General features: G+C 71.5%; 11 protein-coding genes. 5 read left to right on the top strand and 6 right to left on the bottom strand.

Going from position 1 to position 14,488, the window contains the following annotated elements:
- Positions 1-11 precede the first annotated feature (11 nt).
- On the bottom strand, positions 12-2,318 hold the full coding sequence (gene purL / locus I4Q55_RS03545; protein ID WP_374194438.1) for a phosphoribosylformylglycinamidine synthase subunit PurL: 2,307 nt from the start codon (positions 2,316-2,318) through the stop codon (positions 12-14).
- A 402-nt stretch (positions 2,319-2,720) separates the two neighbouring features.
- On the opposite strand from purL, the gene I4Q55_RS03540 reads away from it, so the two are divergent.
- The 3 genes from I4Q55_RS03540 to I4Q55_RS03530 all read left to right on the top strand — a co-directional run bounded on the left by I4Q55_RS03540 (position 2,721) and on the right by I4Q55_RS03530 (position 6,592).
- Positions 2,721-4,355, top strand: coding sequence for an ABC transporter ATP-binding protein (locus I4Q55_RS03540; protein WP_206784507.1), 1,635 nt, complete (start codon positions 2,721-2,723; stop codon positions 4,353-4,355).
- Complete coding sequence (locus tag I4Q55_RS03535) at positions 4,352-6,097, top strand: ABC transporter ATP-binding protein (RefSeq protein ID WP_206784506.1); 1,746 nt, start codon at positions 4,352-4,354, stop codon at positions 6,095-6,097. Before I4Q55_RS03540 ends, I4Q55_RS03535 begins: the two co-directional genes overlap by 4 nt.
- A gap of 66 nt (positions 6,098-6,163) precedes the next feature.
- The gene (locus I4Q55_RS03530) at positions 6,164-6,592 is read left to right on the top strand and encodes a pyridoxamine 5'-phosphate oxidase family protein (RefSeq protein WP_206784505.1); all 429 of its coding nucleotides are present in this window, start codon (positions 6,164-6,166) and stop codon (positions 6,590-6,592) included.
- A 91-nt stretch (positions 6,593-6,683) separates the two neighbouring features.
- Here the strand turns inward: I4Q55_RS03530 and purQ are convergent, their stop codons facing one another.
- The gene (gene purQ / locus I4Q55_RS03525; RefSeq protein WP_206784504.1) at positions 6,684-7,361 is read right to left on the bottom strand and encodes a phosphoribosylformylglycinamidine synthase subunit PurQ; all 678 of its coding nucleotides are present in this window, start codon (positions 7,359-7,361) and stop codon (positions 6,684-6,686) included.
- Positions 7,358-7,597, bottom strand: coding sequence for a phosphoribosylformylglycinamidine synthase subunit PurS (purS, locus tag I4Q55_RS03520; protein WP_013230759.1), 240 nt, complete (start codon positions 7,595-7,597; stop codon positions 7,358-7,360). The genes purQ and purS overlap by 4 nt, the downstream gene beginning before the upstream one ends.
- Before the next feature lie 155 nt (positions 7,598-7,752).
- Here purS and I4Q55_RS03515 point away from each other — a divergent pair, with 155 nt between their 5' ends.
- Complete coding sequence (locus I4Q55_RS03515) at positions 7,753-9,321, top strand: GMC family oxidoreductase (RefSeq protein ID WP_206784503.1); 1,569 nt, start codon at positions 7,753-7,755, stop codon at positions 9,319-9,321.
- Positions 9,322-9,349: 28 nt separating this feature from the next.
- Here the strand turns inward: I4Q55_RS03515 and I4Q55_RS03510 are convergent, their stop codons facing one another.
- The 3 genes from I4Q55_RS03510 to I4Q55_RS03500 all read right to left on the bottom strand — a co-directional run bounded on the left by I4Q55_RS03510 (position 9,350) and on the right by I4Q55_RS03500 (position 13,450).
- A complete protein-coding gene (locus tag I4Q55_RS03510) occupies positions 9,350-10,522 on the bottom strand; it encodes an MFS transporter (protein WP_206784502.1) in 1,173 nt (390 codons plus the stop codon).
- Positions 10,523-10,772: 250 nt separating this feature from the next.
- Positions 10,773-12,269, bottom strand: coding sequence for an aldehyde dehydrogenase family protein (locus I4Q55_RS03505; RefSeq protein WP_206784501.1), 1,497 nt, complete (start codon positions 12,267-12,269; stop codon positions 10,773-10,775).
- Positions 12,270-12,304: 35 nt separating this feature from the next.
- Positions 12,305-13,450, bottom strand: coding sequence for an MFS transporter (locus I4Q55_RS03500; RefSeq protein WP_206784500.1), 1,146 nt, complete (start codon positions 13,448-13,450; stop codon positions 12,305-12,307).
- Positions 13,451-13,511: 61 nt separating this feature from the next.
- Between I4Q55_RS03500 and I4Q55_RS03495 the strand changes: the two genes are divergently transcribed.
- Entirely contained in the window at positions 13,512-14,444 is a 933-nt protein-coding gene (locus tag I4Q55_RS03495) for a DUF5937 family protein (protein ID WP_206784499.1), read from the top strand.
- The last annotated feature ends 44 nt before the right edge of the window (positions 14,445-14,488 follow it).

Raw genomic sequence — 14,488 nt, 5'->3', positions numbered from 1 at the left:
CCCCACCCGGCTCAGTCGAACAGGGCCGGGAGCGTGCGCTCCCAGGCCTCGCGCAGCTCGTCGAGCGTGAACTCCGTGATGCCCTGCAGCTCCAGCGTGCCCGACTCCGGGTCGACCACGCCGGTCTTGCGCCACGGGAGGCCGCGCGCGGTGCACATCTCGGTGAAGCGGAGTTCTTCCGTGCGCGGGACCGCCACCAGCACGCGGCCGGCGGACTCGGAGAACAGCTGGACGAACGGGTCCTGACCGTCGTCCAGGAACACCCGGGCGCCGCACTGTCCGATGAGGACGGTCTCGACCAGCGTCTGGATCAGGCCGCCGTCCGACAGGTCGTGGGCCGCCGAGATCATGCCGTCGCGGGAACCCGCGACCAGGACCTCGCCCAGCAGCTTCTCGCGGGCCAGATCGACCCTTGGCGGAACGCCGCCGAGGTGGCCGTGCAGCTCGCGGGCCCACGCCGAACCGTCCAGCTCGTCGTGCGTTTCCCCCAGCAGCAGCAGGGTTTCGCCGGCTTCCGCGCCGATGCCGGTCGGGATGCGCCGGGTGACGTCGTCGATCACGCCGAGGACACCGATCACCGGCGTCGGCAGGATCGCCGTGTCACCCGTCTGGTTGAAGAAGCTGACGTTGCCGCCGGTGACCGGGATGCCCAGCTCGACGCAGCCGTCGGCGAGGCCGTGCACGGCCTGCTCGAACTGCCACATCACGCCCGGGTCGGTCGGGGCGCCGAAGTTCAGGCAGTCCGACACCGCCACCGGCGTCGCGCCGCCCGTGGCCACGTTGCGGTAGGCCTCCGCCAGCGCCAGCTGCGCGCCGCGGTACGGGTCGAGGTAGACGAACTTGCTGTTGCAGTCTGTCGCCACCGAGACACCGCGGCCGGTGGACTCGTCGATCCGGATCATGCCCGAGTCCGACGGCTGGGCCAGCACGGAGTTGCCGCGCACGTACCGGTCGTACTGCGACGTCACCCATTCCTTCGACGCCTGGTTCGGCGACGAGATCAGCTTGAGGACGTCCGCGCGCAGCTCGTCCGGAGTGGACGGACGCGGCAGCTTCGCGGAGGTGTCGGCGATCAGTGCGTCCTGAGTGGACGGACGCTCGATCGGCCGGTCGTACACCGGGCCCTGGTGGGCCACCGTGTGCGCCGGGACGTCGACGACGACCTCGTCGTGCCAGGTGATGACCAGGTGCTCGCCGTCGGTGACCTCGCCGATGTCGGTGGCGATGACGTCCCACTTGCGGCAGACGGCCATGAACGCCTCGACGTTCTCCGGCGCGACGACCGCGCACATGCGTTCCTGCGACTCACTGGAGAGCACCTCGGCGGGCGTCATCCCCTTGGCGCGCAGCGGAACGCGGTCGAGGTAGATGTGCATGCCGCCGTCGCCGGCCGCGGCCAGCTCCGACGTCGCGCAGGACAGCCCGGCGCCGCCGAGGTCCTGGATGCCGACGACGAGCTTCTGCGCGAACAGCTCGAGGCAGCACTCGATGAGCACCTTCTCGGTGAACGGGTCGCCGACCTGGACGCTCGGCAGCTTCTTGCGGCCCGACGCCGACTCGTCACCCGAAAAGGTGTCACTCGCCAGGACGGAAACGCCACCGATGCCGTCGAGGCCGGTGCGCGCGCCGAACAGGATGATCTTGTTGCCGGTGCCGGACGCGAAGGCGAGGTGCAGGTCTTCGACGCGCATCGCGCCGACGCACAGGGCGTTCACCAGCGGGTTGCCGGAGTAGGAGGGGTCGAAGACGAGCTCGCCGCCGATGTTCGGCAGGCCGAGGCAGTTGCCGTAGCCGCCGACGCCGGCGACCACGCCGGGCAGCACGCGCTTGGTGTCGGGGGCGTCGGCCGGGCCGAACCGCAGCGCGTCGGCGACCGCGAGGGGCCGCGCGCCCATGGCCATGATGTCGCGGACGATGCCGCCGACCCCGGTCGCGGCGCCCTGGTAGGGCTCCACATAGGACGGGTGGTTGTGGCTCTCCACCTTGAAGGTGACGGCCCAGCCCTCGCCGATGTCGACGACGCCGGCGTTCTCCCCGATGCCGGCCAGCATCTTGGCCTTCATCTCGTCGGTGGCGGTCTCCCCGAAGTAGCGCAGGTGCTTCTTGGAGGACTTGTACGAGCAGTGCTCGCTCCACATGACCGAGTACATGGCCAGCTCGGCGTCGGTGGGCCGGCGGCCGAGGATTTCCCGGATGCGGGCGTACTCGTCATCCGCGAGGCCCAGTTCGCGATATGGCTGGGTGTGCTCCGGGGTCGCCCCGGCGCGCTCGGTGGTGTCAACGGTGCTGGTCACGGTGTCCGTGTCAGGGTTCGCCACGGCCGTCAGGATACGTGCCGGGCCCGGCCACCCCGGACACTGGGCCACCGAAGCCGGACACCCCGCGGCCGCTGTGACCGAGCCGACATTCGAGGCCCGGCCGGAGCGCCCCAATGTGGCCTTCGGTGCGCTCAACGCACCCAAGGTGGCCTTCGGTGCGCTCAACGCACCCAAGGGTGGCCTTCGGTGCGCTCAACGCACCCAAGGTGACCTTGGGGCGCTTGGGTGGCGAGCTTGTGGACAACCCGGGGTGCGCTCGGGGCGCGCGGGCCGGAATTGTCGGTGGGCGCGAGTAACGTTGAAACCGGGGGTCCCCCAAGAGGGCGGGGCACCCGGCGGTGCCCGGCGAGGCGCCCGAAAATCGGTCGCCTTCCTCCCGGGGTCGGCTTACCGTCGAGAATCGTGCTTTCCGCCACGTACCCCTTTCCGCCGCTGCGGCTGCCCGCGCGGCCGACCGCGAGCCGCTTCCTGCTCGCCGTGTTCCGAGCCCGGCTCGGCTCGGTGCTCGGCGCGGCCGCGATCGGTGTCGTCTGGGCGCTGCCCGGTGCGCTGCTGCCGCTGGTCGTCGGCCAGGGCATCGGCGCCATCGGCGCGCACGACGGCGCGGCCGTCTGGCGCTGGGCGCTGGCTGCGGCCGTGCTAGGACTCGTCCAGACGGTCTTCGGGACCTGGCTGCACTTCCTCAACTACGGCCTGTGGCTGCACGGCGCCGGAACCACCCAGCGGACCGTGTCCGCCCACACCACGCGCGTCGGCGCCGGGCTGCGCGAGCAGACCACCACCGGGAACCTCGTCGCCGTCTCCACGACGGACGTCAACCACATCGGCAACACCGTCGAGATGACCGGCCGCGCGGTCGGCTCGCTGCTGGCGTTCGTCGTGGTCGCGGTGTGGCTGGTCTCGACGTCGCCGCTGCTCGGCGTGGTCGCGCTGGTCGGCGTGCCGGTCGCCGTGCTCGGCATCGGACCGCTGCTCGCACCGCTGCAGAAACGCAAGGCGAAGCAGCGCGAGAAGCGCGGGGACGTCAACGCGCTCGGCGCCGACATCGTGTCCGGCCTGCGGATCCTGCGCGGCATCGGCGGCGAGCGGCGGTTCTTCGCCCGCTTCCGCGAGACGAGCCAGCGGGTGCGGCAGGCCGGCGTCGAGGTCGGCAAGGCCGAGGCGTGGCTGGCCGCGGCGGAGGTCGCGCTGCCCGGCCTGGTCACCGTGGTGATCACCTGGCTCGGCGCGCGGCTGGCCGTGGCCGGCTCGATCGGCATCGGGCAGCTGGTGGCCTTCTACGGCGTTTCGGCCTTCCTCATCTGGCCGGTCAACGCCGCGACGGAGGCCGTCGGCTCGATCACCTCCGGACTGGTCGCGTCGCGGAAGGTGGTGACGCTGCTGGCGATCCGCCCGAAGCTCGCGGACCCGGAGACGCCGGTGCCGCTGCCCGAGGGCCCGCTGGAACTGGTGGACACCGAGTCCGGGGTCCGGGTCGCGCCGGGCCGGCTGACGGTCGTCGACTTCGGGGCCGGCGGCGAAGCGGTGGCCGACCGGCTGGCGCGGTTCGCCGATCCGGCCGAGGGCGAAGAAGTGCTGGTCGGCGGGGTCCGGGCGGACCACGTCGCGCTCGCGGAGCTGCGGCGGCGGATCGTCTACGCGCACAACCAGGACATCTGGTTCTCGGGCGTGCTGCGCGAACAGCTGGCGCCGGCGCGGCCGGGCGGCGTCAGCATCACCGAAGCGCTGTATGCGGCCGACGCCGACGACATCGTCGACGCGCTGCCCAACGGCGTCGACGAGGTGATCGGCGAGCGCGGCCGCGAGGTGTCGGGCGGCCAGCGGCAACGGCTGAACCTGGCCCGCGCGCTGGCGACCGACGCCGACGTGCTGGTGCTCGACGAGCCGACGTCGGCGGTGGACGCGCACACGGAGGCCCGCATCACCGAACGCGTCGCCGAGCTGCGGCGCGGCCGGACCACGGTGGTGTTCAGCCAGAGTCCTTTGTGGACACATGTAGCGGACGAGGTCTTCACGGCGAAGGCGGTGACAGTATGAAGCGGCTGCCCACGGCGGCCCGGCGGGACGTCCGCCGCTGGGCCTGGCAGACGGCGAAGGCCCACAAACGCGAGTTCGGCCTGCTGCTCGGCTCGCTGGCCGTGGCCACGCTGATCGGGCTGGCCGGGCCCCAGCTGCTCGGCGCGCTGGTCGACGACGTCGCGGCCGGCACCACGACCGGGCACGTCGACGTGCTGGCGGCGGTGTTCGTCGGCATCCTGCTGCTGCAGGCGGTGGCGCGGAAGATCGCGCGGATGCGCGGCGCGGTGTTCGGCGAGCTGGTGCTGGCCGAGACCCGCGAGGAGTTCGTCGGCACGGCGTTGCAGCTGCCGCTCGGCACGGTCGAGGCGGCGGGCACCGGCGACCTGCTCAGCCGGGCCACCACCGACCTCGGCCGGATCGACCACGCGGCACGGTTCGCCGTGCCGCAGATCCTGGTCGCGGCGGTGACCGTGGTGTTCACGATCGTCGCGATGATCGTGACGTCGCCGCTGCTGTCGCTGGGCCTGCTGGTCGCGCTGCCGCTGCTGGTGCCCGTGAACGTCTGGTACCAGCGGCGGATCCCGGCGGCCATGCAGTGGATGCTCGACCGCTGGGCCGACCTGACCACCAGCGTCCACGAGACCGCGGAGGGCGCGCGCACGACCGAGGCGCTCGGGCTGACCGAGCGGCGGATCGACGCCGCGTACGACGCGCTGGACCAGAGCATCTACGGCGAACGCCGGATGCGGGCGCTGCAGCTGCGGTGGCTACCGTCGCTGGAGATCAGCTACGTGCTGCCGCTCGCGGTGATGCTGCTGCTCGGCCTGCTCGCATACGCACAGGGCTGGGCCGGGCTCGGCGTGATCACCACGATGCTGCTGTACGTGCAGGGCATGGCGGCGCCGCTGAACGAGGCGCTGTTCTGGCTCGAGGACCTGCAGGTCGCGGCGGCCGCGGCCCGCCGGATCCTCGGCGTCCGGTCGGTCGCGGTCGAGGACGCGCCGAAGGTCGACGAGGTGCCGCGCGGGCGGGACATCGACGTCCACGACGTCCGGTTCAGCTACACCGCCGACCGCGAGGTGCTGCACGGCATCGACCTGCGGGTGCCGCGCGGCGAGCGGCTGGCGATCGTCGGGCCGTCGGGCGCGGGCAAGTCGACGCTCGGCCGGCTGCTGGCCGGCATCGCGGCGCCGTCCGCGGGCTCGGTGCGCATCGGCGGGCAGGACGTCTCGGCCCTGGCCGACGACGTGCTGCGCGGCGAGGTGCTGCTGCTGACCCAGGAGCACCACGTGTTCTCCGGGACACTGCGGCAGAACCTGGCCCTGCCGGCCCGCCGGGCGGGTGGTGACTGGACGGACGACGAGCTGACGGCGGCGCTGGCGTCGGCGGGCGCGTCGGACTGGGTCGCCTCGCTCCCTGCCGGGCTGGACACGAAGCTGGGCTCGGGCGAGCACCCGGTGCCGGCGGCGATCGCGCAGCAGCTGGCGCTGGCCCGCGTGGTGCTGGCGGACCCGCACACGCTGGTGCTCGACGAGGCGACGTCGCTGCTGGACACGGGCTCGGCCCGGGACCTGGAGCGGTCGCTGAACAGCGTGCTGGAAGGGCGGACGGTGATCGCGATCGCCCACCGCCTGCACACGGCCGCGGCGGCCGACCGGGTCGCGGTGGTCGAGGGCGGCCGCATCACGGAGCTGGGCCCGCACGAAGAGCTGCTGTCGGCGGGCGGCTCGTACGCCCGGCTCGTGGCGGCGGCTTCGTAGTCCGGAATGTCCGAAGTGCGCGACGTGTTGCTCCCCGGGTAGGCGACCTTCTACCTGGGGAGTGACATGTCGTCGTTCGTGATGACCGCGGCGGAACGCGAAGAGTTCCTGAGTGGCGCGCACGTGGGAGTGCTCGCGGTGGAGCGGTCCGGCCGGGCCCCGCTGGCCGTGCCGGTCTGGTACGACTACGAACCCGGCGGCGAGCTGCTGATCTGGATGGACCGCGACACGGTCAAGGACCGGTCGATCCGCGCGGCAGGCCGGTTCAGTTTGGTGGCCCAGGACGAGAACCCGCCGTACAAGTACGTGACGGCCGAGGGCCCGGTGGTGGCGAACGACGAGCCCCCGACGCGCGAGCAGGCACTACGCATCGCGAAGCGCTACTGGCCTTCCGACCAGGCGACGGCGTACGTCGACTCGGCGCTGGGCGAGAAGTCGGTGCTGGTCCGGATGCGCCCGGAGAAGTGGCTGTCGAACGACCAGAGCAAGAGCTGACAAGAACCGGGGCTGTGGACAACTGAAGTCCACAGCCCCGGAACTGTCGGTGCGCGCCGGTAGCATGACTACCGGGGGGCGCGGCCCGACCTCAAGCCTTCACGAGCGCGTCCACCGCGCTGAAGAACATGCCGAGCCCGTCGTCCGACGGCCCGGTCAGCGCGTCGATCGCGTGCTCCGGGTGCGGCATCAGCCCGACGACCCGGCCGTTCTCGCTGCGGATCCCGGCGATGTCGTTGCGCGACCCGTTCGGGTTGCCGCCGACGTACCGGAACACCACGCGGCCCTCGCCCTCGAGCTCGTCCAAAGTGGACTGCTCGGCCATGTAGCAGCCGTCGATGTTCTTCATCGGGATGAGGATCTCGGCGCCGGTGTCGTAGCGCGTGGTCCACGCCGTTTCGGTGTTCTCCACCCGCAGCCACTGGTCGCGGCAGATGAAGTGCAGGCCCTGGTTGCGGATCATCGCGCCCGGCAGCAGACCGGCCTCGCACAGGATCTGGAACCCGTTGCAGATGCCGAGCACCGGCATGCCCGCGCGCGCCGCCTCGATCACCGGCGTCATGACCGGCGCGAACCGGGCGATCACGCCCGCGCGCAGGTAGTCACCATAGGAGAAGCCCCCGGGGACGACCACCGCGTCGACGTCACGCAGGTCCTCGTCCGCGTGCCACAGCGGCACGGCCTCGCCGCCGGCGTAGCGGACCGCGCGGGCCGCGTCGCCGTCGTCCAGCGTGCCGGGGAAGGTGATGACGCCGATGCGCGCGCTCACGCGTCCACCCGCGTGATCGTCCACTGCTCGATGACCGGGTTCGCGAGGAAGCCTTCGGCGATCTTCTCCAGCGTCGCGTCGTCGACCGTGTCGTCGACCTCGATCTCGAAGTGCTTGCCCTGGCGGATCTCGGTGATCCCGGTGAACCCCAGGCGGCCGGCGGCGCCGAGCGCGGCCTGTCCCTGCGGGTCGAGGATTTCGGGCTTCGGCATGACGTCGACGACGACTCGGGCCACGGCAGGCTGCTCCTTATTCACGCAGGTCGTGGGTACCCCGCGAGCATAGTTCACCCTCTCGACCCCCTGGCGGGGCCCACCGGGAAACCTAGACTGGCCCGGGGCGCGGCGCTGCGCCATGATGAGTCGTTGACACCTCGCCAACAGGAGGCACCGTGGCCGTCCAAGACTCCTACGACTACGTCATCGTCGGCGCCGGCAGCGCGGGCTGCGTGCTGGCGAACCGGTTGACCGAAGACCCGGCGGCCCAGGTCCTGCTCCTCGAAGCGGGCGCGGCGGACACCGCGGACGAGATCCACATCCCGGCCGCGTTCGCGTCGCTGTTCAAGACCAAGTGGGACTGGAACTACGAGACGGTCGAGCAGAAGCACACGGGCAAGACGTCGTACTGGCCGCGCGGGAAGATGCTGGGCGGCTGTTCGTCGATCAACGCGATGATCTACATCCGCGGCAACCGCGCCGACTACGACGGCTGGCGCGATTCACACGGCGCCGAGGGCTGGGGCTGGGACGATGTCCTCCCGTACTTCAAGCGCGCCGAGGGCAACCAGCGGCTCGGCGGGCCGCTGCACGGAACGGACGGGCCGCTGCACGTCGAGGACCGCCGGTTCACCCACGAACTTTCGCACGCCTGGGTCGATTCGGCCGTCGCGTGGGGACTCAAGCGCACCGACGACTTCAACGGCGAGAGCCAGGAAGGCGCCGGCGTCTACCAGGTGACGTGCAAGAAGGGCCGCCGCTGGTCCACCGCGGACGCCTACCTGCGCCCGGCGCTTTCGCGGCCGAACCTGACCGTGAAAACGTGCTCGCCCGCCACCCGCGTCGTCTTCGAGGGCACCCGCGCGGTTGGCGTGTCCTATTTGGACAACGGCGTGGAGCAGACAGTGCACGCGTCGGCCGAGGTCATTCTTTCGGGTGGTGCCGTCAACTCGCCGCAGTTGCTGATGGTGTCGGGCGTCGGCCCCGCCGAGCACCTGCGCGAACTCGGCATCGACGTCGTCGCCGCGCTGCCGGGCGTCGGCGAGAACCTGCACGACCACCCGGCGTGCGGGATCATCTGGTCGACCCGCGACACGACCGACCTGGTCGACGCGGCCTCGCTTTTCGGGTTGGCGCGCTACCAGCTTACGCGACGCGGCCCGTTGACGTCGAACATCGGCGAGGCGGGCGCGTTCTACCCGACCACGGACGGGCTGCCGGCGCCGGACATGCAGATCCACGTGGCGCCGACGTTGTTCTACGACAACGGTTTGCGCGAGCCGACGGTTCCCGGGTTCACGTCCGCGGCGACGCTGGTGGACGTCGCCAGCCGCGGCCGGCTGCGGCTGAAGTCCGCGAATCCGTTGTGGAAGCCGGAAATCGACCCGGCCTACTACGCCGAGCCGCGCGACATGGAGACGATGATCGCGGGCTTGCGGGCGTTGATCGAAATCGGGCAGGTGGGGCCGTTGCGGCGGTTCCTGGACAAGCCGTTCCTGCCGTTGCGGCACGACTTGAGTGATTCCGAGCTGGCGGAGCACATCCGGGAGAAGACGCAGACGCTCTATCACCCGGTCGGGACCTGCTCGATCGGGTCGGTGGTCGATCCGCAGCTGCGGGTGCAGGGGGTGGAGGGACTGCGGGTGGCCGACGCGTCCGTGATGCCGGTGGTGCCGCGGGGGAACACCAACGCGCCGACGATCATGGTGGCGGAGAAGGCGGCGGACCTGATTCGGGGGCGATGAGGGCGGGCCGCGGCCCCCGGTATCCAGTTTAGCGGCGGGTACCGACAGTTCCGCGGGTGCGGAGCCCGGCCACGGCGAGGACCGCCAAGGCCAGCAGCCAGAGCGTCGCCAGCGACAGCGGCATGCCCACGTGACCGAGCCAATCGATCGCGACGCCGGAGTACGGGGGGCCGGCGATCCCGCCGAGCCCCCAGACGATGGCGAACGCCGTGTTGCCCAGCAGCAGGCCGGCACCTTCCAGCCCCGCACCCAGCATGGTGAGCGCCAGCGGGTACCCGGCGAAGGCCAGCCCGCCCCACACCGCGACCAGCGGCCAGAACACCCAGGGCACCCCCACCGCCCAGGGCAGCGCCAGCGCCCCGGCCGCGCCGGCGGACAGCGAAAGGACCAGCACCCTTCGAGGGCCGATCCGGTCCGCCAGCCGGCCAAGCGGGTACTGGAACAGGACCTGCCCGACGAGCAGGACCGTCAGCGACAGCGCGGCCGACCGCGGGGAAAGCCCTTCACCGAGCAAGTAACCGGGCAGGAACTGCAGCGTGACGCCGTCGAACACCGACACCGACACCACCGCCACCAGCAGCACCGACAGCCTGGCCAGCAGGCTCCGGACCGGAATCGCGCCGCTCGACACCATCCGCGGTACCCGGGCCCGCGCCGCCCACAGCGGCACCACCGCGAGCAGCGGGCAGGCGACGGCGACCGCGAGCGGGACCAGCGGATCGGTGCCGGCCACCGCCATGACGGCGGGCCCGACCGCGAATCCCAGCGCCATCACCGAGGTGTAGGCGGCGACCAGCTGTCCCCGTCGCGGCCCGGCAGTGGCCTCGCAGATCCACGTCTCGCCGAGGACGAACATCGTGACCGAGCAGGAGCCGACGGCGAACCGCACCACGAACCACAGCGCGAGGTCGTCGGAGGTCGCGAGGACGGCGAGCAGGACCGCGATGGCGACCGAGGCGGTCACCATCGCCCGCCACGGCGAGACGACCCGCAGCAGGCGGGGGATCAGCGGTGCCGTCAGGACCATGCCCAGCGGGGTCATCGCGCCGTTCGCCCCGACGACGCCCCTCGGCAGGCCACGCTGTTCGAGCAGCAGCGCCAGCAGCGGGTAGGTGATACCGAGCGTGATTCCGAATACCGCGATGACGACGATGGGCGCGGCCACCGCAGGGCTGGGGCGAGCGGGAGCCGAAATCGTCATCGGCGGATGCGGGACGAGTTCACAGTGTGCTCCTTCGGCGGGAAAAGGCACCTTTCGAGTTACCCCGCCGAGAGTCTTACACTTTTGTTTCCGCAGGTCAGCGGCATACGTAGTTCTTCAGCGCTTCGCGCGGAAATCCGGGAAAATCGCGGACCAGATATCGTTGAAACGCAATTCGCGCATTCGTTTCCGCGAATCGACGAAGGCCGCCATCGGGGGTAAACCCGAGGCGGCCTTCGGTGTCGGTCGATCAGCGCTTTCCGTGGAGGATGGTCACCAGCTTGGCGACCAGCGCGTCCGTCGATTCCTTGCGGCTGAACGATGTCAGCGTCAGCGGCGCCGTGAAGCGCTGACGGGCGATCGCCTTGGTGCGGGCGAACTCGCGCAGCCCTTCCGGGCCGTGGATCCGGCCGAAGCCCGAGTCACCCACGCCACCGAACGGCAGCGACGCGATCCCGGCGAACGACAGCGGTGCGTTGATCGCCGTCATGCCCGTGCGCAGCTTCTCCGCCAGCTCCACGCCTCGCGACTTCGAGAACACCGTCGACCCCAGGCCGTACTTCGTGCTGTTCGCGCGCTCCACCGCTTCGTCCATGTCACGGACCTTCGCGATCGTCACCGTCGGGCCGAAGGTCTCCTCCTTCACCGCCTCGGAGTCCTCCGGGACGTCGACCAGCACCGTCGGCTGCGCGTACCGGTCGCCCACCGCGTCCTCGCCGCCGATCACCGCCTTGCCGCCGCGGGACAGGGCGTCCTGGATGTGGCGCTTGATCACGCCCAGCTGGGACGGCATCGTCACCGGGCCGTACTGGGCCGCCTCGTCCGAGCCCGCGCGGACGTCCTTCGACTTCTCGACCACCTTCGCCACGAACTCGTCGTGGACCTTCTCGTGGACGTACACGCGCTCGACGCCGATGCACGTCTGGCCCGAGTTGGAGAACGCGCCCCACACCGTGGCGTCCGCCGCCGCGTCGAGGTCGGCGTCCGCGTCGACCAGCACCGGGTCCTTGCCGCCCGCCTCGATGACCACCGGGGTCAACGTCTCGGCCGCCGCCGCCATGATGCGCTTGCCCGTTGCCGTCGAGCCGGTGAACGCGATCTTGTCGACACCCGCGGCGACCAGCGCCGCGCCCGTCTCACCGAAGCCGGTGATCAGCTGCAGCACCGGGTGCTCCGGCACGATCTCGGCGAACGCGTCGACCAGCCACTTGCCGACGCCCGGCGTGTACTCGCTCGGCTTGAACACCACCGCGTTGCCCGCCGCGAGCGCGTACGCGATCGAGCCCAGCGGCGTGAACACCGGGTAGTTCCACGGGCCGATCACGCCGACGACGCCCAGCGGCTGGTACTCCACCGTCGCCGCCTGGTTCGACATCAGCAGGCCCGCCGAGCGCTTCTGCTTGCCGAGGATCTTCTTCGCGTGCTTGCCCGCCCACGCGATGTGCTCGATGGCCAGGACGCTCTCCAGCTGCGCGTCGGCGATCGGCTTGCCGGTCTCGTCGCGGACCACCTGGCACAGCTGCGGCAGCCGCCGCGTCAGCACGCCCTTCCAGCTCTTGAGCCGCTCGGCGCGCCCGGCGAAGCCCAGGCCGGCCCACCACTCCGCCGCGACGCGCGCCCGTTCGACAGCCGCCTTGACGTCCTCCGCGGTGTGGATCGGGTAGGTTCCGACCACCTCGTCGGTCGCCGGGCTGAGCGAGTCGAAGGTCTCGCCGACCGTCGTCGGCTTCGGCTGGACGGCAGTCATCGGCGTCTCCCGTAGGTCGAGGGGTCAGGCCCAGGTTACGACGTTACTGACACTGTGCCAATAGCTCGTGCGGGCTTCACCACCAGCATTCCACCGGCGATCGCCGCGGCAAAGGCACCGAACACCGGGGCGAGCCACAACGGCAGCACGCCGACCGCCAGCGAGCCGAGCCCGAAACCGCACGCCTGCACGGTGAAACTCAGCGAGAACCCCGCTGACCTGCGGTTTTTCGGCAGCAGACGCTGCAGGTTCACCGACGTCGCCGCCACCAGCGGCCCGGTGCACCCCCCGATGACGGCCACCGACGCGAGCAACCCGGGCCAGCCGAGGTCGGCGGCGAGCACGAGGCCCCCGGCCACGAACCCGCCGAGGAACAGCCGCGGGTCGCCGGTCTTCCCCCGCCACGCGTAGAGCGCGCTGCCTGCGATGCTCGCCCCGCTCAGCACGGCGATCACCACGGGCGCCGCGGTCGCCGGCGCACCCAGGCGCTGGACCAGGGGCAGCGGCGCCACCTCGATCGTCGACAGCAGGAGCCCGACGGTGAACGCGCAGGCCAGCCACGGCAGGTAGGTGATGAGCCGTGCCGCCGGGACGTCGTCGCCGGATTCCGCCCGATCGGGCTCAGCCGCGCGGCGCGGGACGAGCACGGCAGCCGCCACACAGGCGACGGCCATGGCGGCGACCGGGACGAACGTGCCGGCCAGGTCGAGCAGCGCGACCAGCGCCGGGCCGCCGATCAGCACGCCCTCGAGAATCATCGCGTCGACGGAGATCGCGCGAGGCAGCAGCGCGTCGTCGACCGTGTCGGCCAGCAGCGTCCGGAAGCCGCCGGACAACGCGCCCGCGAAGACGCCGGGCAGGAGGACGAGCGCGAGCAGCACGGCGTTCGGCGCGCGGTTCGCGGCCGCCACGGCCAGTACGACGAACCCGACGGCCGTGACCAGCAGCAACGCGGGGAGGCCGCGGGCCGGGCCGACGCGGTCCAGCAGCCGCCCGACCGGCACGGCGCCGGCCATCTCGGCGACGACGAAGACCGACATCAGCACGCCGCCCAGCCGGTAGGACCCGGTCGTGGCGGTGGTCAGCAGGGTGAACGCGAGCGGCGCCATGGTCGCCGGCAGCCGGGCGAACTGGACGCCCGCGGACCAGCGCCAGTACGCGCGGTGGGTGAACAACGACATGCGCACACGCTCGCGCGCCTCGGCCTTGCGGCACACTGATTCGGGTGAGAGCGAATCAGTCATGATCGAGCTGGTCCTGACGGCGGCCGGTGCGCAACGCGTCCGCTTCGCGATCTCGCCGCTGGAGGAGGTCCTCGGCGCGATCCAGACGTTGCTCGGCGTCCGCGCGCACCCGACGCACCTGCCGTGGCTGTCCGGCGTGCCCGACGTTCCCGAGCTGGCCGCGGTCCTGAGCGCCCGGCACTACATCACCGAGTTCCTGAGCCCGCCGCCCGATGGTCCGGAGACGACCGCCGAAGCGCAGCTCGAGGTGGTCCGCGCGACGCCGCCGGCGCAGGTGGCGCTGGAACTGGGCATGGTCGACGCGGACCTCTCCCACCTGCCCGCCGACCCGGCGGCCGCGCGCGACCTGCTCGCCGGCCAGCTCGAGACGGTGTGGAACGCCCTGCTCGCCCCCGAGTGGCCCCGCCTGCGCGAGCTGCTGGCGGCGGACATCGCGTTCCGGACGCGGCAGCTCGGCTCGGGCGGGCTCGCAGGCATGCTGGCAGAGCTCCACCCGCGCGTCCGATTGTCGGGGACGTCGGTGCTGGTCGACGTCCGGGCCCGGGAACGGCTTTCGATCGACTCGCGGGGCCTGCTGCTGATTCCGGCGGTGTTCGCCTGGCCGAACGTGGGCGTGGTGACGGTGCCGCCGTGGCAGGTTTCGCTGCTGTACCCGGCTCGCGGCGTGGCCGCGCTGTGGACTTCGTCCGCGGCCCCGCCGGAACCGCTGGCCGAAATCCTCGGCCGGACTCGGGCGTTGCTGCTGACGACCCTCGACCGCCCGGCGGCCACGACCGAACTGGCCCGCCGGCACGACCTGGCGCCGGCCACGGTTTCGGCGCACCTGACAGCGTTGCGCGGAGCGGGGTTGCTGGCCTCGGAGCGACGTGGACACCGGGTGCTGTACCGGCGGACGGAGCTGGGCGACGCGTTGCTCACCGGGAAGCTCTGAGCGGGACTAGGCTGGAGTTGTTCACTCGCAAAGGAGAACCATCG

Source organism: Amycolatopsis sp. MtRt-6 (assembly GCF_017308975.1).
GTDB lineage: Bacteria > Actinomycetota > Actinomycetes > Mycobacteriales > Pseudonocardiaceae > Amycolatopsis.
The sequence above is the reverse complement of the archived record's forward strand: the minus strand, read 5'-3'. Positions and strand labels throughout refer to the sequence as shown.

What these genes read in the sequence shown, in the direction of transcription:
- I4Q55_RS03495 (WP_206784499.1), top strand. Translation starts at nt 13,512, where the DNA reads ATGATCGAGCTGGTCCTGACGGCGGCCGGTGCGCAACGCGTCCGCTTC.
- I4Q55_RS03535 (WP_206784506.1), top strand. Translation starts at nt 4,352, where the DNA reads ATGAAGCGGCTGCCCACGGCGGCCCGGCGGGACGTCCGCCGCTGGGCC.
- I4Q55_RS03530 (WP_206784505.1), top strand. Translation starts at nt 6,164, where the DNA reads ATGTCGTCGTTCGTGATGACCGCGGCGGAACGCGAAGAGTTCCTGAGT.
- I4Q55_RS03505 (WP_206784501.1), bottom strand. Translation starts at nt 12,269, where the DNA reads ATGACTGCCGTCCAGCCGAAGCCGACGACGGTCGGCGAGACCTTCGAC.
- I4Q55_RS03510 (WP_206784502.1), bottom strand. Translation starts at nt 10,522, where the DNA reads ATGACGATTTCGGCTCCCGCTCGCCCCAGCCCTGCGGTGGCCGCGCCC.
- I4Q55_RS03500 (WP_206784500.1), bottom strand. Translation starts at nt 13,450, where the DNA reads ATGTCGTTGTTCACCCACCGCGCGTACTGGCGCTGGTCCGCGGGCGTC.